Source organism: Sphingomonas sp., assembly GCF_036677245.1.
Taxonomy (GTDB): Bacteria; Pseudomonadota; Alphaproteobacteria; order Sphingomonadales; family Sphingomonadaceae; genus Allosphingosinicella.
The window spans coordinates 38,230-54,489 of record NZ_JAKFCG010000055.1; the positions used below are offsets into that span (position 1 = coordinate 38,230).

General features: G+C 67.2%; 19 protein-coding genes. 15 read left to right on the forward strand and 4 right to left on the reverse strand.

The features are described from left to right. Positions 1 to 37 precede the first annotated feature (37 nt). From argS to tatC, 8 genes are all read left to right on the forward strand, one after another. Positions 38 to 1,771 carry an arginine--tRNA ligase gene (gene argS / locus V6M48_RS06235; protein WP_332811666.1) on the forward strand — a complete coding sequence of 578 codons (1,734 nt, stop codon included), beginning with the start codon at positions 38 to 40 and terminating at the stop codon, positions 1,769 to 1,771. Next, positions 1,771 to 2,445, forward strand: coding sequence for an SPOR domain-containing protein (locus V6M48_RS06240; protein ID WP_332811667.1), 675 nt, complete (start codon positions 1,771 to 1,773; stop codon positions 2,443 to 2,445). Before argS ends, V6M48_RS06240 begins: the two co-directional genes overlap by 1 nt. A gap of 18 nt (positions 2,446 to 2,463) precedes the next feature. Then, positions 2,464 to 3,471, forward strand: a complete 1,008-nt coding sequence (gene nagZ / locus V6M48_RS06245) for a beta-N-acetylhexosaminidase (protein ID WP_332811668.1) — start codon at positions 2,464 to 2,466, stop codon at positions 3,469 to 3,471. Positions 3,472 to 3,545: 74 nt separating this feature from the next. Beyond that, entirely contained in the window at positions 3,546 to 4,307 is a 762-nt protein-coding gene (locus tag V6M48_RS06250; protein WP_332811669.1) for a segregation and condensation protein A, read from the forward strand. Continuing rightward, the gene (gene scpB / locus V6M48_RS06255; protein WP_332811670.1) at positions 4,304 to 4,888 is read left to right on the forward strand and encodes an SMC-Scp complex subunit ScpB; all 585 of its coding nucleotides are present in this window, start codon (positions 4,304 to 4,306) and stop codon (positions 4,886 to 4,888) included. The genes V6M48_RS06250 and scpB overlap by 4 nt, the downstream gene beginning before the upstream one ends. A 114-nt stretch (positions 4,889 to 5,002) precedes the next feature. Then, positions 5,003 to 5,248: a twin-arginine translocase TatA/TatE family subunit gene (locus V6M48_RS06260; RefSeq protein ID WP_332811671.1), complete on the forward strand. Its 246-nt coding sequence runs from the start codon at positions 5,003 to 5,005 to the stop codon at positions 5,246 to 5,248. Between the two features lie 26 nt (positions 5,249 to 5,274). Next, positions 5,275 to 5,703: a Sec-independent protein translocase protein TatB gene (gene tatB / locus V6M48_RS06265; protein ID WP_332811672.1), complete on the forward strand. Its 429-nt coding sequence runs from the start codon at positions 5,275 to 5,277 to the stop codon at positions 5,701 to 5,703. Next, positions 5,700 to 6,461, forward strand: coding sequence for a twin-arginine translocase subunit TatC (tatC, locus tag V6M48_RS06270; protein ID WP_332811673.1), 762 nt, complete (start codon positions 5,700 to 5,702; stop codon positions 6,459 to 6,461). The genes tatB and tatC overlap by 4 nt, the downstream gene beginning before the upstream one ends. A gap of 122 nt (positions 6,462 to 6,583) precedes the next feature. Here the strand turns inward: tatC and V6M48_RS06275 are convergent, their stop codons facing one another. Continuing rightward, on the reverse strand, positions 6,584 to 6,712 hold the full coding sequence (locus V6M48_RS06275; protein WP_332811674.1) for an entericidin A/B family lipoprotein: 129 nt from the start codon (positions 6,710 to 6,712) through the stop codon (positions 6,584 to 6,586). A 434-nt stretch (positions 6,713 to 7,146) separates the two neighbouring features. Between V6M48_RS06275 and V6M48_RS06280 the strand changes: the two genes are divergently transcribed. After that, the gene (locus tag V6M48_RS06280) at positions 7,147 to 7,329 is read left to right on the forward strand and encodes a hypothetical protein (protein ID WP_332811675.1); all 183 of its coding nucleotides are present in this window, start codon (positions 7,147 to 7,149) and stop codon (positions 7,327 to 7,329) included. A 64-nt stretch (positions 7,330 to 7,393) separates the two neighbouring features. Here V6M48_RS06280 and V6M48_RS06285 read toward each other — a convergent pair whose 3' ends face one another. Both V6M48_RS06285 and V6M48_RS06290 read right to left on the reverse strand, forming a co-directional pair. After that, positions 7,394 to 9,016 carry a sensor histidine kinase gene (locus V6M48_RS06285; protein ID WP_332811676.1) on the reverse strand — a complete coding sequence of 541 codons (1,623 nt, stop codon included), beginning with the start codon at positions 9,014 to 9,016 and terminating at the stop codon, positions 7,394 to 7,396. 307 nt (positions 9,017 to 9,323) lie between these two features. Continuing rightward, the gene (locus V6M48_RS06290) at positions 9,324 to 9,458 is read right to left on the reverse strand and encodes a NepR family anti-sigma factor (RefSeq protein WP_332811677.1); all 135 of its coding nucleotides are present in this window, start codon (positions 9,456 to 9,458) and stop codon (positions 9,324 to 9,326) included. Positions 9,459 to 9,895: 437 nt separating this feature from the next. Here V6M48_RS06290 and V6M48_RS06295 point away from each other — a divergent pair, with 437 nt between their 5' ends. The 3 genes from V6M48_RS06295 (at position 9,896) to V6M48_RS06305 (ending at position 11,662) form a co-directional block, all read left to right on the forward strand. Further along, a complete protein-coding gene (locus V6M48_RS06295) occupies positions 9,896 to 10,690 on the forward strand; it encodes a response regulator (protein ID WP_332811678.1) in 795 nt (264 codons plus the stop codon). A 106-nt stretch (positions 10,691 to 10,796) separates the two neighbouring features. Then, on the forward strand, positions 10,797 to 10,934 hold the full coding sequence (locus tag V6M48_RS06300; protein WP_332811679.1) for a hypothetical protein: 138 nt from the start codon (positions 10,797 to 10,799) through the stop codon (positions 10,932 to 10,934). A gap of 86 nt (positions 10,935 to 11,020) precedes the next feature. After that, positions 11,021 to 11,662 (forward strand): sigma-70 family RNA polymerase sigma factor, encoded by a 642-nt coding sequence (locus V6M48_RS06305; protein ID WP_332811680.1) that lies wholly within the window; start codon positions 11,021 to 11,023, stop codon positions 11,660 to 11,662. 65 nt (positions 11,663 to 11,727) lie between these two features. Here the strand turns inward: V6M48_RS06305 and V6M48_RS06310 are convergent, their stop codons facing one another. Continuing rightward, positions 11,728 to 11,877 carry a hypothetical protein gene (locus V6M48_RS06310; RefSeq protein WP_332811681.1) on the reverse strand — a complete coding sequence of 50 codons (150 nt, stop codon included), beginning with the start codon at positions 11,875 to 11,877 and terminating at the stop codon, positions 11,728 to 11,730. Between the two features lie 98 nt (positions 11,878 to 11,975). Between V6M48_RS06310 and V6M48_RS06315 the strand changes: the two genes are divergently transcribed. From V6M48_RS06315 to V6M48_RS06325, 3 genes are all read left to right on the forward strand, one after another. Next, on the forward strand, positions 11,976 to 14,699 hold the full coding sequence (locus V6M48_RS06315) for a bifunctional [glutamine synthetase] adenylyltransferase/[glutamine synthetase]-adenylyl-L-tyrosine phosphorylase (RefSeq protein ID WP_332811682.1): 2,724 nt from the start codon (positions 11,976 to 11,978) through the stop codon (positions 14,697 to 14,699). Then, positions 14,699 to 15,163, forward strand: a complete 465-nt coding sequence (locus V6M48_RS06320) for a peroxiredoxin (protein WP_332811683.1) — start codon at positions 14,699 to 14,701, stop codon at positions 15,161 to 15,163. Before V6M48_RS06315 ends, V6M48_RS06320 begins: the two co-directional genes overlap by 1 nt. 69 nt (positions 15,164 to 15,232) lie before the next feature. Next, positions 15,233 to 15,679, forward strand: coding sequence for a hypothetical protein (locus tag V6M48_RS06325; RefSeq protein ID WP_332811684.1), 447 nt, complete (start codon positions 15,233 to 15,235; stop codon positions 15,677 to 15,679). Positions 15,680 to 16,260: the final 581 nt, after the last annotated feature.

Here is a 16,260-nt window from a genome sequence, read left to right on the forward strand (position 1 = left end):
GCGCCGCCTTTCCCGAACTCCACCCACGGATCGACGCTTGAGCACTGTCTACGCCCGCTTTGCCGGTCACATCGATGCGGTACTCGACGCGCTCGAAGCGGAGGGTTCTCTCCCGCCCGGTCTCGAGCGGCGCGCGATCACCGCCGAGCCGCCGCGCGATCCAGCGCATGGCGATCTTGCGACCAACGCCGCGATGGTGCTTGCCAAGCCTGCCGGCACCAATCCGCGCGCGCTCGCCGCGCTGATCGCGCCCAAGCTCGAGGCGCTCGACTTCGTCCAGGGCGCCGACATCGCCGGCCCCGGCTTCATCAACGTCCGGCTCGATCCCGAGGTCTGGCGCGAGGAGCTCGAGCGGATCATCGCGAGCGGCGCCGATTACGGCCGCGGCACGCTCGGTACAGGCGTGCGGGTCAACGTCGAATATGTCTCGGCCAACCCGACCGGCCCGATGCACGTCGGCCATTGCCGCGGCGCGGTGGTCGGCGACGCGCTCGCCAATCTGCTCGAATATGCCGGTTTCGACGTCACCCGCGAATATTATGTCAATGACGCGGGCAACCAGGTCGACATCCTCGCCCGTTCGGCATGGCTGCGCTACCGCGAGGCGCTCGGCCATGATGTCGGCGAGATCCCCGAAGGCCTCTATCCCGGCGACTATCTCAAGCCGGTCGGCGCCCGCCTCGCCGCGGAATTCGGCGACCTTTACGCCGACGCGCCCGAGGCCGAATGGCTCGCGCCGTTCAAGCGTGCGGCGGTGGACGCGATGCTCGAGCTGATCAGGAACGATCTCGCGCAGCTCGGAATCCACCACGACATATTTGCCTCCGAAGCCGAGGTGCAGGCGAGCGGCGCTCCGGACCGCGCGCTCGAGACTTTGCGCGAGAAGGGACTGGTCTACGAGGGCGTGCTCGAGGCGCCGAAGGGCGAGACACCGGACGATTGGGAGCCGGTCGCGCTGACCTTGTTCCGCTCGACCCTGTTCGGCGACGACCAGGACCGGCCGATGAAGAAGTCCGACGGCAGCTGGACCTATTTCGGTGCCGATGCGGCTTATCATCTCGGCAAGGCGGAGCGGGCCGACAGCCTGATCGACATCTGGGGCGCCGATCATGCCGGCACCGTCAAGCGGATCCAGGCCGCGGTCTCGGCGCTCACCGACGGACGGGTCGAGCTCGACGTCAAATTGGTCCAGATGGTGCGCCTGTTCCGCGCCGGCGAGCCGGTGAAGATGTCCAAGCGCAGCGGCAGCTTCGTCACCCTCGCCGACGTCGTCCAGGAAGTCGGCAAGGACGTGGTGCGCTTCATGATGCTGACGCGCCGCGCGGACGCGCCGCTCGATTTCGATTTCGCCAAGGTGCTCGAGGCGTCGAAGGACAATCCGGTCTTCTACGTCCAATATGCCCATGCCCGAATCTCGTCGCTGCATCGCCGGGCCAAGGAAGAGGGCATCGACCTCGCCGCGCCGGCCGATCTGAGCTTGCTCGACGAGGATGAGCTGGCGCTGATCAAGCTCGCCGCCCAATTCCCGCGAATCGTCGCCGCGGCGGCCGAATCGCACGAACCGCACCGAGTCGCATTTTATCTGGCTGATCTCGCCGCAGCGCTGCACGCGCACTGGAATCGCGGCAATGATGACCCAGAACGACGCTTTTTATTGGTTAATGCGCCGGAAACCACGCGCGCGCGGCTGGAACTGGCATCGGCAATAGGGCAGATTATCCGCAATGGCCTCGGCATCATGGGGGTTGCCGCGGCGGAGGAGATGCACTGATGACAGACATTCGTGCCGATGATGCCACGCCACTCGAAGACGAGGATCGGCTGCCGTGGCTCGAAGCAGTCGACGAGGATGAGGACGAGGACGGCCCTTCGCCGCTCAAGCTGATCGTCGCGGTCCTGATCGGGCTCGCTGCGATCGGCCTGATCGTCGGCGGCCTGTTCTGGATGGGCAACCGCAATGCCGAGACCGGCGAGCCGGAGCTGATCACCGCGGATGCGGGTGATTACAAGGTCCAGCCCGACGATCCCGGCGGGATGCGCGTCGACGGGCAAGGCGACACGTCGTTCGCCGCAAGCGCCGGATCGGAGCCCAAGGGAACGATCAACGTCAATGCCGTGCCCGAAGCGCCGGTCAGCAAGGCGCCGGTCGCCCCGGCGCCCGTGGCGGCACCGGCTCCCAAGCCGAAAGCCGCACCGGCCGCGCCCGCCGCTCCGGCGGCGCAGGCGAGCATCCAGCTCGGCGCCTTCTCGAGCCATGCCTCGGCCGAGCAAGCCTGGAAGGCACTGTCCGGCCGGTTCAAATATCTGGCGCCGCTCAGCCACAGCGTCACCTCCGTCAACGTCGGCGGCAAGACGCTCTATCGCCTGCGCGCCGGCGGCCCGAACGCGTCGGGCGTCTGCGGTCGCTTGCGGGTGGCTGGCGAGACCTGCGTATCGATCGGCTGAGTCAGGCGTCGATTGGGAATGCAGCCGGCGATTTACGGGTTTGCGGGCGAAAGGCTGAGCGCCGACGAGCGTGACTTCTTCCGCGATGCGGACCCGGCCGGCTACATAGTGTTCGGGCGCAATTGCCGCGACCGGGCACAGATGCGCGCGCTGACCGACGAGCTTCGCGCGCTGCATGGCCGTGATCGGCTTCCGATCCTGATCGACCAGGAAGGCGGCAGGGTCGCGCGGCTCCAGCCCCCGGTCTGGCCCGCCTTTCCAACGGCGGAGCGGTTCGCCGATCTCTACCAGGTGGCGCCGGTCTCCGCGATCGAGGCGGCGCGCGCCAATGCCCAGGCGATCGCGACGATCCTCCACGAGATCGGGATCAACGTCGATTGCCTGCCGCTGCTCGACGTCCGTCAGGCCGGAGCGAACGACATTATCGGCGACCGCGCGCTCGGCTCCGAGCCGATGCAGGTCGCCGCGCTCGGCCGCGCCGTGATCGAGGGGCTGCGCGACGGCGGCGTCGTCGGCGTCGTCAAGCATATGCCCGGCCACGGCCGCTCGATGAGCGACAGCCACATCGAGCTTCCGGTGGTGACCGCCGGCGAGGAAGAATTGGAGCGCGACATCGAGCCGTTCCGGACCTTGCGCAGCGCGCCGATGGGGATGACCGCGCATGTCGTCTACACGGCCTGGGACGCCGAGCGTTGCGCGAGCCTTTCGCCCAAGGTGATCGGCGAGATCATCCGCGGCCGGATCGGTTTCGAAGGCTTTTTGATGTCCGACGATCTCGGCATGCACGCGCTGCAGGGCGATTTCGCCGACCGCGCCCGCGACGTCGTCGCGGCCGGCTGCGACGTCGCGCTGCACTGCTCGGGCGACATGGCGGAGATGCGCGCGGTCGCCTCGGGCCTGAGCGCGATGAGCGAGGCCTCGGTCGAGCGCCTCGAACGGGCGATGGCGACGATCGCCGGGAGCGCTCCTGCCACGTCCTACGAAGAAGCCGCGGCGAAGCGCGATGCCTTGCTCGCTTATGCGTGACGTGGAGCCAGTTTAGCCTTCTTCCCGCCGCTTCTCGATCTGGACTTGCCCCGCTTCTGCGTTAGGATCGGCACATGACGGTCGACGAGGATTGGGAGCAGCCCCAGGCGGCGCCGCCGGCTGAGCAGCTGACGCTCGAACTCGACGGCTGGGAAGGTCCGCTCGACCTGCTGCTCACCCTGGCGCGCGGGCAGAAGGTGGATTTGGCCAAGATCTCGATCCTGGCCTTGGTCGACCAATATCTCGCCTTCATCGCCGATGCGAAGAAGCTCAAGCTCGAGATCGCGGCCGATTACCTGGTGATGGCGGCGTGGCTCGCCTATCTCAAATCCTGTCTGCTGCTGCCCAAGGACGAGCAGGCCGATCCGAGCCCCGAGGAGCTCGCGCTTCGCCTCCAGCTGCGCTTGCAGCGGCTCAACGCGATGCGCGAGGCCGGGGCCCGCCTGCTCGCCCGCGACCGCATCGGCCGCGACGTGTTCGTGCGCGGCGCGCCCGAGGGCCTCCGCGTGATCCGCAAGGCCGCATGGCAGGTCGATCTTTACGATCTCATCGCCACCTATGGGCTGGTCAGGGCGCGCGCCGAGCCGGCGATCCATGTCATCAACCGGCGGCCGGTGATGACGCTCGAGGAGGCGCTGCTGCGGGTCGAGCGCATGGTCGGCGCGGCGCTGGAATGGGCGGCGCTCGAAAGCTTCCTTCCCGAGACGCAGGATCCCGCCTTCCGCCGCTCGGCGCTTGCGTCGAGCTTCGTGGCGACGCTCGAGCTGGCCCGCCAAGGCAAGCTCGAACTGGATCAGCAGGACGCCTTCACCCCGCTCTACGTTCGCGCCGCATGAGCGCTCCTCCCGATTCGGTGCGTGCGGTTGAGGCGGCCTTGTTCGCGTCGACCGCGCCGATGACCAGCAGCGAGATCGGCGACTATGTTGGCGAAGACGTCGACGTTGCGGCAGCGCTCGAGACTCTGGTCGATCATTATGCCGGCCGCGGCATCGAGCTGGTCGAGCGCGGCGGGCGCTGGCATTTCCAGACCGCGCCCGATCTCGCGCATATCCTGCGGCGCGAGCGCGACGAGACGCGCAAGCTGTCGCGCGCAGCCGTCGAGACGCTTGCGATCATCGCCTATCACGAGCCGGTCAGCCGCGCCGAGATCGAGGCGATCCGCGGCGTCCAGATCTCCAAAGGCACGCTCGACGTGCTGATGGAGGCGGGATGGGTCCGCCCTGCCGGCCGGCGCGAGGTGCCCGGGCGCCCGTTGACCTATGCGACCACCGCCGCCTTCCTCGACCATTTCGGCCTGCAGAGCCGCCGCGACCTGCCCGGCATCGACGATCTCAAGGCGGCGGGCCTGCTCGATCCGGTCGACATCGCGTTCGAGCAGCTGGAGTTCGCGGGGGCAGGCGATCTCGACGAGGAATAGGGCCGAGGACGAGTAAGCCAGGGATGATCCTGCCCCGAACCCCGGGGAATTAAGTGTTTCGCCAAACCCCATTCAGGCTCTAGACTCCGCGCCACGTGTTTCTGGAGAATTGAAATGGGTGGTTTCAGCCTTTGGCATTGGCTCATCGTCGGCATTGTCATCTTGCTGCTGTTCGGCAAGGGCCGCTTTTCGGACATGATGGGCGATGTCGCCAAGGGATTGAAAAGCTTCAAGAAGGGCATGAGCGAGGATGATGAGCCCGCGCCCGCGCCGCCGCGGCGGATCGCCGAGGAGAAGCCGCTCGATCCGCCGATCGAAGGCAGCCGCACGACCGAGGGCGATCAGCGGGGCGAACGCTAGGCGCCGGACTGGCTGAGGACACGAGCGTGTTCGACGTCGCACCAACCGAATTCCTGCTCGTCGCGGTGGTCGCCCTGGTGGTGATCGGGCCGAAGGACCTGCCGCGCCTGATGCGCACCGTCGGCCAGTGGGTGGCGCGCGCGCGCGGCGTGGCGCGTCATTTCCGCATCGGCCTCGACACGATGATGCGCGAGGCCGAGCTCGAGGAAATGGAGCAGAAGTGGAAGGCGGAGAATGAGCGGATCATGCGCGAATATCCGTCGCTGCCGCCCCATCCTGAAGCGTCGGGCCCCGGTATGTCGGACCCCGATGTGTCGGGCCCCGGTACGTCGGGCCCTGCAACGTCTGGGCCTGTAATCTCCGGTCCGGACAGCGCGGCCCGCGAGGCGCCCGGCGGCGGCAAGTCCGCCCCCGGCGACGACAACCCGCCCGTGGACCCGCGGCCGCTGCCATGAGCGATCTCGATCAAAGCCGTGCGCCTCTGCTCGATCATCTCATCGAGCTCAGGCGGCGCTTGTTGTGGTGCGTGGCCGCGGTTGCGATCGCGTTCGGCATCTGCCTCTATTTCGCGCGGCCGATTTTCGCGTTCCTCGTCCAGCCGCTGCTGCGGGCGGGGCAGGGGCGGCTGATCTACACCAACATCTTCGAGGCATTTTTCGTCGAGATCAAAGTCGCCTTCTTCGCGGCGATCATGGTCGCCTTCCCGATCGTCGCGACGCAGATCTGGCAATTCGTTGCGCCCGGCCTCTACCGCAACGAGAAACGCGCGTTCCTGCCGTTCCTTTTCCTGACGCCCCTGCTGTTCCTGATCGGTGCCTCGCTGGCCTATTTCGTCGCCGTGCCGCTCGCGCTTCATTTCCTGCTCGGTTATCAGGGCAATATCGGGGGGGTGCAGCAAACGGCGCTGCCAGGCGTCGGAAATTACCTCGATTTCGTCACCAAATTCATCTTCGGCTTCGGGGTGGCGTTCCTGCTGCCGGTGCTGCTGATGCTGATGGAACGCGCCGGGATCGTCACGCGCGCGCAGCTCAAGGCCGGGCGCCGCTATGCGATCGTCGCCGCCTTCGCGATCGCGGCGGTGCTGACGCCGCCCGATGTGGTGTCGCAGCTGACGCTCGCGATCCCGCTCGTCGTGCTCTACGAGATCGCGCTGATCGCGATCTGGTTCACCGAGCGCCGCCGCCGACGCGTTACCGCCGCCGAGCGGCCCTAGCCAGCATTGCGCGAAAAGGTGGGTACCGGCTTTTCGCAAGCGGCAATGCGGTAACAAAAAGCTGTAGGCATAGAAAAAGGCGCCATCGACGATGGCGCCTTTTCCCGAAATTCGAAGTGACTCTATTTGGCGGCGTCGGAAACCGCATCGCCGGCGGACGAGACGTCCTGGCCAGCGCCTTCGACCGTGTTGCACGCGGCGAGCGCGAGGCTGCCCGTCAGCGCGATGATGGTGATAAACTTGCGAACCATGGTCTGTCTCCTGAAGGTCCCGGGCGTCGCCTAAGGACGCCGAGCGGCGGAAGCTAAATGCGCGCCTTCTCGATTTGGTTCCACCGCCGTCACAAGGCGATTTCCGCTCTGATCCACACCGTTCAGCGCCTTGATTCGGCACATAAAATTTGAGCCCGGAGGCGCCACCGGGGGGGGGAGGTTGGCGCGTCCGGGCTCGTGTCTTGGATAGCGAGAGCGGGGGGGCAAAAGGTCACTATCCGAATTGCTGAACGTCGAAGCAGGAACGGGGTTCCGCCGAAATTCGAAAAAAAGCGTGCGACAGCGATTTCGCAGGGCGAAATGAGACGAACCGTGAGTCATGCGCTTTGGCTGGCCGTCCGCGGGACGACCGGCACCCCTCGCGGCAACCGTTCGCAGGCCCGGTGGTTGGTAGCGAAATGATGGAGAGTGACGTGACCAAACCACCGCCCAGCACACCGCATTCGGATCTCGACGGTGTCCACCAGGACGAGCGCCGCAACACCGATGTCGCGGCCGAACTCGGCCAGAGCGCCGAGGATGTCGAGCAGGCCAGGAAACAGTCGCGCGCACGGCCTCCGGTCGACGATCAGAAGAGCCGCGACGACCGAAGCTGATCCGAGCGCGAAACCGCGGGCCCTATCATGCGGAAGCGCCGAAGATTCTTGCCCCGCGGGTGGGTCAGGTGTCGCCTTTGTCGATCACGGTGATGGCGAGCGAATAGCGTCCCGTCTCGATGTCGCGCTCGATCGTCGAGCGCAGCTGGCGCGAGAGGCCGGTGACGATCCGGTCGAAACGTTCGAACAATTCGGAGTCGCGGTGGGCCTCGCCGCGCAGGCTGTCCGACTGCACCACCAGATCCGCGGTCTGGCCGCCGTTGCCGGTCAGCGAGATGCGCGGCGCGGCGGCCCCTGAAAACATCACGAATTCGATGATCTCGGTGATCAGGAACGCGATCGACACCGCAACGTCCTGGGTGACGTAATAGGATTCGATGTTGACGCTGATCCCCATGTGCGCCGCGGAAGAGGGCGCCGTGGCGCGCAGATTGGCGGCGAGCTCGGAGATCAACGGCTTGAGCGCGACGCCGCGATTTTCCTCGAGCTCGGCATAATGGTTGCGGTGGACGACCGCGAGCGCGTCGACCCTTCGCTGGATCGAGGCATAAGCGGCGGCGACGTCCTCGTTGCGCGAGCCGCGGGCGTGGAGGTTGAGCAGCGAGGCGACGACCTGGAGGTTGTTCTTCACCCTGTGGTGGACCTCGCGGACCAGCCGGGTCTGGCGCGCCACCGCTGCCTCGAGCTCGCCCTCGTGCCGAGCCACGGTCCTCGCGACCTTGTCGAAGGCCTGGCCGAGCTCGCCGATCTCGCGCGCGGGCGTGGACAGCGCCGGCAGCGCGATCTGGCGGTCGCCCGGTTGATAGCGGGAGATCGCGCGCTGCATGCTGACCAGCGGCCTGAGCAGCAGCCGATCGACGATCAGCCAGCCGATCACGGCGGCGGCGAGCCACATCATCACCGGCAGCAGGATCATCAGCAGCTCGGCCGCGCTGATCGGATTTGCCGCAGCGGTCATGCGCAGCTGAAGCTGTCCGTCTGCGATCGGTTGCGACAGCCGCACCGCGCTCGCCCAGGGGTGCTGCTCATAATCGTCGCGCAGGACCATCCGCCGGGCGCCTTGCACCAGCTCGAGGTCGAACGCGCGCCTGCTCGCCGGCGTCGCTGCGAGCGCATTGATCTGCGCCCGCGGATATTCGCCAAGGGCATCGATCCGTCCCTGCTCGTCGAACAAGGCAAAGCGAAGCGCTTCGCCATCTTCGCTGATCTCCACTCGCGTGCGGCTGTCGCCCGGCCGGTCGCTGGCTCGATCGCTGGCCCGATCGCCGAGTTGCGCGCGGGGTTGAGCGCTCAGCGGCGGGGGCACGAAACCGGGTGTCGCGCACCGCAGCCGGCCGCCGGCATAAAGCGCGTAGGAGCCGCCGAACGTCGGCGCGCCCGACAGCCGGCGCAGCGTGGCCTCGCATATCCCCGATTCGGGCGGGGTGGCCGCGACCGCTATGCCGGCCGCATGAATGGTCAGGATGCTGCGCGAAATCGAGGCATTGATCCGTTGCGCGCTGAGCGCGCTTTGCGCCGCAATCTCGTCGCGTTCGTCGGCGCGATTTTGCTGCGCGCTCTGGATCGACGCGAGAATCGCGATCAGCCCGAGCGGGAATAGCCCCACGCTCAGGATCAGCAGCATCTTCGCTCCGGTCGAGAGCCGAGCGAATTGCGATGCGATCCAGCCATTGTCCTCGCTGGTCACGATTGTCCGATCACGATCGTTCGCTCACGCCGGTCCAATCAAGCTGGGGTCCGATCAAACTGGTCCAAACAGATTTATACAACACGCCCACCCGACAGGGGGTCCAAACAGGCCCATCTAAACACGGGGGGGTCGAAGGACGCTCCCGGGATAATCAGCGGCCGCAACGTCTTTCCGCGCAAGCTGGCTTTGTAGCGCGAACGGGTGCCCGGTTCGAAAGATTTCACTCCCAAGGTTTTGCGGAGCGGCGGCAAGCGGGATCGAGACATGGGCTGCAACGATCCCACGGCAAAGTCAGGGTCGCGGATTATCCGAGCTTGCCGAGCAGATCGAGCAAATCGGGTGGAATCTTCTCGTTCAACGTGTCGTCGTAGACCGACCGCAGTGCGCGGCCGACTTCGGGCGAATCGGGAAGGGTCTTGTTCTTGGCTCGTGAATTCACGCTGGTTCCGCTGGAAGGCCGCTCTGACTTGCGGCGGCGCGCCCCATCCTTTTTACTGTCGAAGCTCAAAACATTACCCCTCGCGCCCGGAGCCGCGCCAGCATTCATTAATGCCTGGGCGACCAGCCGACTGCTGCCGAGCTTGATTATCAGGCCCCACGCCCGCCGGCGAATAATCCGCTGGCGGTGGCATGGAAACAAAAAACTGGGCCATTAGTTCCACCCCTGAAGAAGGAGTGGGTCGGGCCGTCTTTTGCCGCGCGACGCGAGCGCTTCCCGTCTTGGACCGCAGGCCGCGTGGCCGCACGCAGAATGTCCAAAGATGGGCCATGCGTCTTGTCGGGACCCGCGCTCATTCTGCTCGATCTGGCCTGGCGGGTTGCATTGCCCGTCCGAGCCAACCAATAGAATGCACGTTTCAAGAGGAGTCGTAACGAATGTCGCTTGGTCAGGAACTCGCGCCGCATCTTCCCTTCCTGCGCCGCTATGCCCGCGCGCTGACCGGGAGCCAGGCCCATGGCGATAATTTCGTCCGCGCCACGCTCGAGGCGATCGTCGCCGCTCCCGATGATTTCCCCCGCGACGTCGATCCCCGCCTCGGGCTCTACCGCACCTTCCACGTTATCTGGTCCTCGGCGAACATCGAGGAGGATCCGGATGGTACCGCCGCCAGCGACGAAGAGGGCATTGCCCAGGCGCGCCTCGCGCGCATCACCCCTTATTCGCGCCAGGCGCTGCTGCTCACCGCGATGGAGGGCTTCACGCCCGAGGATGCCGGCTATCTGATCGGCGCCTCGCCCGACGAGGTCGACTCTTTGGTCGCCGAGGCGCTCGCCGAGATCGAGCGGCAGACCCGCGCCGAAGTGCTGATCATCGAGGACGAGCCGATCATCGCGATGGACATCGAGACGATCGTGCGCGATCTCGGCCATAATGTGACCGGTGTCGCGGTGACCCGCGACGAAGCCGTCGCGCAGGCGCTGGCGCGCCGGCCCGGCCTGGTGCTCGCCGACATCCAGCTCGCCGACGACAGTTCGGGCATCGATGCGGTCAAGGACATCTTGCAGGAATTCTCGGTGCCGGTGATCTTCATCACCGCCTTCCCCGAACGGCTGCTGACCGGCGAGCGCCCGGAGCCGACCTTCCTGATCACCAAGCCGTTCCAGCGCTCGACCGTCAAGGCGGCGATCGCGCAGGCCTTGTTCTTCGACAGCGCGACGATCCCGGCCTGAACGCCTGGCCTGAATGGGGCGGTTGCGCCGAGCGCGGGTGGAACCGCCTCATCCAGCACGCGTTGCGGTCGAAGACGTGAAAAACAAAAAAGGAAGCGCCGCGATCATGGACGAAGGCGAAACCCACATCAGCACCACCGAAGCGCGGGCCGGCGCCACGCCGCACATGACCCGTTATGTCCTGTCGATCGGCCTCGGCCTGGTCATCCTCCTGTTCGCGCTGATATTGCTAGTCTGGCGCTGAGCACCTACCTTCGCACGGGGGCCGCGGTGAGTGCTCACCGCCCCCCGGCCGTTCGATCATATTATTTCGTCTTAGGGGCAGCGTGAATGGCGGGCGAAGAGCCAGCATCGGTCGACGGTGACGGTCGCGAAGAATGGGCGCCGCTGCCCGACGACGAGTTCAAGGACCAGCTCGCGCAGGTCATCCCGCATCTTCGCGCCTTTGGCCGGTCGCTCTCGGGCAGCCGCGATCTCGCCGACGACCTCGTCCAGGAGACGTTGCTCAAGGCCTGGGCGGCGCGCAAGCGCTTCCAGGCGGGCACCAACATGCGCGCCTGGACCTTCATCATCCTGCGCAACCTCTTCCTCAGCCAGATGCGGCGCGCGCGCTTCAAGGGCGAGTGGGACGAGCTGACCGCCTCGAAGCTGCTCGCCGCTCCGGCCAGCCAGGATCGCCACGTCGAGCTCGGCGACATGCAGCGCGCGCTGATGCATCTGCCGCAGCCGCAGCGCGAGGCGCTGATCCTCGTCGGCGCCGGCGGCTTCGCTTATGAGGAAGCGGCCGAAATCTGCGGCTGCGCGGTCGGAACGATCAAGAGCCGGGTTGCCCGCGGCCGCGTCGCGCTCGAGGCGCTGCTGACCGACGGCAAGCTGCCCTCACGCCGCGATCACGAGACCGATTCGACCAAGACCGCGCTGCAGAGCATCATGAGCGAAGTCGACGAGCTCAGCCGCGACCGGGACATCTGATCCGGTCCGGTGACTTCGAAGACGCCCGATCTTCGGACGGCTGGTGCTGAATGGCGGGGCGCAACTCAATCGAGGCGCGCGAGCAGGGCCTCGAACATCTTGAGCGAGCGCAGCTCGCCGTCCATCGCATAGGCCTGGCGCAAGGCATTGCCGACGCCGGCGTGCACGGTCGGCGGAGCGACCTTCACGAAGCGCTTGGTAGAGGCATTTGCCATGGCGCCTTTCTGGGAGTTCAACGTATCCACAATCGACTAACGAACATCATTGTTCGCGGTTTCAAATGTTGCGCACCTAAAATGGATTAACTTTTTCGATGGCCACTGGAATCCCCCGCAGCGCAGACGAGAATGCTCCCGCCGCGCATCGCCTTTCGGAGGCGATCGAGCGGGCGCGGGCGCATTCGCCGTTCCTGCGGCACCAGCTCGAAAATCGTCCCGCCGTCACGGCGGCTTTGCTGTCCGGATCGGTCGATGCCGCGCTGGCGGCCGCCACGCACGGCGAAGCGCCGGACCTCGCCGCCGCGCTGCGGCGCGAGCGCAGCGGCGTCGCGCTCGCGCTGGCGATCGGCGATCTCGCCGGGCTGCTGCCGCTCGAGCCGGTGGTCGAGCGGCTGTCCGATCTCGCCGACAGCGCGCTCGATCGCGCGGTGGCGGCGGCGATCGCCGAGCGTACCCCCGACCTCGAGCCGCGCGGCTTCGCGATCATCGCGCTCGGCAAGCACGGCAGCCGCGAGCTCAATTTCTCGTCCGATATCGACCTCTTGTTCGTCTACGATCCGGCCACCCTGCCGTTGAAGCCGCGCGAGGAGCCGGTCCAGGGCGCGGTGCGGATCGGCCAGCGCGTGGTCGACCTCCTCCAGACGCGCGACGGCAACGGTTATGTCTTCAGAGTCGATCTGCGGCTGCGGCCTTCGCCCGAGGCGACTCCGATCGCGCTGCCGGTCGAGGCGGCGATCGGCTATTATGAATCGTCGGCGCTGCCGTGGGAGCGCGCCGCGTTCATCCGCGCGCGCGCGGTCGCGGGCGACCAGGCGGTCGGCGCTTATTTCCTCGACGCGATTCATCCGTTCGTCTGGCGCCGTTCGCTCGATTTCGGCGCGATCGGCGAAATCCAGTCGATCTCGAGCCGCATCCGCGATCATTATGCGCAGGGCCAGAATTTCGGCCCCGGCTTCGATCTCAAACGCGGCCGCGGCGGCATCCGCGAGGTCGAATTCTTCGCGCAGATCCACCAGCTGATCCACGGCGGGCGCGAGCCCGCGCTGCGCGCGCCGGCGACGCTCGAGGCGCTCGCCGCGCTCGCCGCCGCCGGCCGCATCGACCGCGGCGAGGCCGAGGATCTTGCCAGCGCCTATCGCCTGCAGCGCACGATCGAGCACCGCCTGCAGATGGTCGACGACCGCCAGACGCACAGCCTGCCGTCCGATCCGGCGGCGCTCGACAATGTCGCGCAGCTGCACGGGCTTGCCGGCGGCGACGCTTTGCTCGACCTGCTGCGCGCGCCGCTCGCGCGGGTCGCGACGATCTACGACCAGATGGGCGGCGAGCAGGCGCGCCGGCTGCCGACCGATCCGCAGGCGCTCGAGCGCTGGCTGGGCGAAGCGGGGTTCGAGGATCAAGCGGCGGCGCGGCTGCGCATCGAAAGCTGGCGCTCGGGCAAGGCGCGCTCGCTGACCGCGACGGCCGCCCGCGAGGCGTTCGAAGCGATGCTGCCGGCGTTGCTCGAGGCGTTCGGCGGCGCTCCGACCTCGTCGAGCGCGATGAACCGCTTCGACGACATCGTCACCAAGCTGCCGAGCGGCGTCAATTTCTACCGCCTGCTCGAGGCACGGCCCGGCCTCACCCAAATTCTCGCGCAATTGCTCGGCCATGCGCCGGCGCTCGCCGAGGAGCTTGGCCGCCGTCCCGAAATGCTCGACGGGCTGATCGATGCCAGCGCGTTCGACCCGGTCGGAACGGTGCCCCAGCTTGCCGCCGAATTCGCAAGCGCCGAGCGCGGCGGCGAGGATTATCAGCTTCTGCTCGACCGAGTCCGGCGCAAGGTCAACGAGCGCCGCTTCGCCCTGGGCGCGCAGCTCGTCGTCGCGCGCAGCGATCCGCTCGACGTCGCGGGCGGCTATGCGCGTGTCGCCGAGGCCGCGGTCGAAGTGCTCGCGGCGGCGACCGTGCGCGAGTTCGAGGCGGCGCACGGCCGCGTGCCGGGCTCGGAACTGGTCGTCCTCGGCCTCGGCCGGCTTGGCGGCGAGGAGCTGACCCATGCGTCGGATCTCGATCTCGTCTATTTGTTCACCGGCACGCACGAGGGCCATTCGGACGGCCCGAAGCCGCTGCGCGCGACCGATTACTTCAACCGCCTCGCGCCGCGGGTCAGCGCCGCTTTGAGCGTGCCGACCGCGGCGGGGCCGCTCTACCAGGTCGACACGCGGCTGCGGCCGTCGGGCAAGGACGGGCTGCTGGCGGTGTCGCTGCCGAGCTTTGAGCAATATCAGGCGAGCCAGGCCTGGACCTGGGAGCATATGGCGCTGACCCGCGCCCGCCCGATCTTCGGCTCGGCCCCGGCACGCGCCGAGCTCGATCGCATCATCGCGGCGGCTCTGCGCCAGCCGCGCGACCGCGCCACATTGGTCGCGGACGCGGTGCGCATGCGGGCCGAGATCGCCGCGCACAAGCCGCCGGGCGGACCGTTCGACATCAAGCTCGGCGAGGGCGGGCTGGTCGACCTCGAGTTCGCGGTACAGGTGCTCCAGCTGCGCGAGGCGACCGCATTCACGCCGCGGCTCGGCGCGGCGATCGGCGAGCTGATCGCGCAGCAGCTGCTTGCGCCGGGGATCGCGGCGGCGCACGCCTTGCTGACCCGGATGTTGGTGACATTCCGCCTGGTCTCGCCGACCTCGGCCGAGCCGGCCGAGGAGAGCAGGGCGCTGGTGGCGCGGGCCTGCGGGCTCGAGGATTGGGACAGCCTGCTTGCGGCGCACGCCGAGGGGCGGCAGACCATCGCCGCAACCTGGCGCGACGTCGCCGCAGCGGAGGAACAATGATGCTCAGCGAAGGCGATATCGTTCCCGACGTGAAGCTCGTCGGGCTCGAGGGCCAGCCGGTCAGCCCGGCCGACTTCCGCGGCCAGAAGTTGGTCGTCTATTTCTATCCGAAGGACGACACCTCGGGCTGCACCCGCGAGGCGCAGGATTTCACCGCGCTTGCCGGCGAGTTCGAGAAAGAGGGCACCTGGATTTTGGGCGTGTCGAAGGACGATCCGGCCCGGCATCGCAAGTTCATCGGCAAATATGACCTCAAGGTCGCGCTGGCCTCGGACGTCGACGGCACCGTGTGCGAGGCGTTCGGCACCTGGGTCGAAAAGAGCCTGTACGGCCGCAAATATATGGGGATCGAACGCGCGACCTTTCTCGTTGATCGTGCCGGCACGATCCACAGGATCTGGCGCAAGGTCAAAGTGCCCGGTCACGCGCAGCAGGTGCTCGAGGCGGCGAAGGAGCTTCCCTGAACCGCTGTCCGGCGCGGCCCGGGCCGCACGGCGATGAGGTGCCCGGCCGCAAGGCGATGAGGTAAAGCGATGGCGAAGAAGGGCAAGCAGACCAAGGGCCAGAAGACCAAGGGCCGGGCCGGCAAGGTTCCCAAGGAGATTGCGGGGATCAAGCTGCCCAAGGAGCTGCGCAAGGCGGTGGCGCCGATCGTCGATTGGGCCGAGCGCAACCCGCTGGTCACCGATGCGATCGCGGCCGCATTGCTCGCCGGCGCGACCGCGCTCGCCGACAACAAGGGCGCGAAAAAAGCTGCGAAGGCGGCGGGCGCCGGCGCCGGTGCCGCCGCGGTCAAGGCCGGCAAGGGCAGCGAGCGGATCGGCCTTGCGCTCGCGGTCGCCGCGGGCGAGATCGCGACGCGGCTGTTCGCTGATTCGCGCGCACGGGGCGAGGAAGACGAGCCTCGGGAGGATCGGCCTTCACGCGGACAGGGTGAGCCGAGCGGCGGGGCGCTGGACGCCGATGGCGTGCTTCACTAGGGAGCAGTCGCTGCGGCCAGGCGGCCGAGTTCAGCCGCCCCGCAGCCTGAGTTCAGGCTCCCCGGAGCCTGAGTTTAAGCCGCCCCGCGGCCACGGCTCTTCGGCCGAGTTTAGGCTCCCCCGGAGCCACGGCTCTTCGGCCGAGTTTAAGCCGCCCCGCGGCTTAAACTTATCCCCGATATCCTATTTATCCACAGGACGATTGTGCTTGGCGCGACTCGGATCGGCGTGGGAATTTTGCATCATGGCCGAAACGGTAAGCCGGCAACGGCGGACAATTTCGGACAAAGTCGAAGTGATAGCCCGGTTTCCGCAAGGCGAGCCTGGCTGGCACGGTCGACGGGACCGCTGGAAAGACGATGCCACTCCGACGCCTTCGGGCGGAAGACGAGCAGGATCCAGACAGCGTCCGGCAGGGCCGACGTCCCCCCGGACATAGGCACTGCACGCCGGGCGATCGCCAGGGCATGCCCTGACGAGGACCCAACCGCCTGAGCTGAGACGCCTTGCTCAACCCAGGCAAGGGGCGGTTGATCTCAGGATAGTGGGGGTTGGTGGCGACACCAGCCCCCATTAGGTTT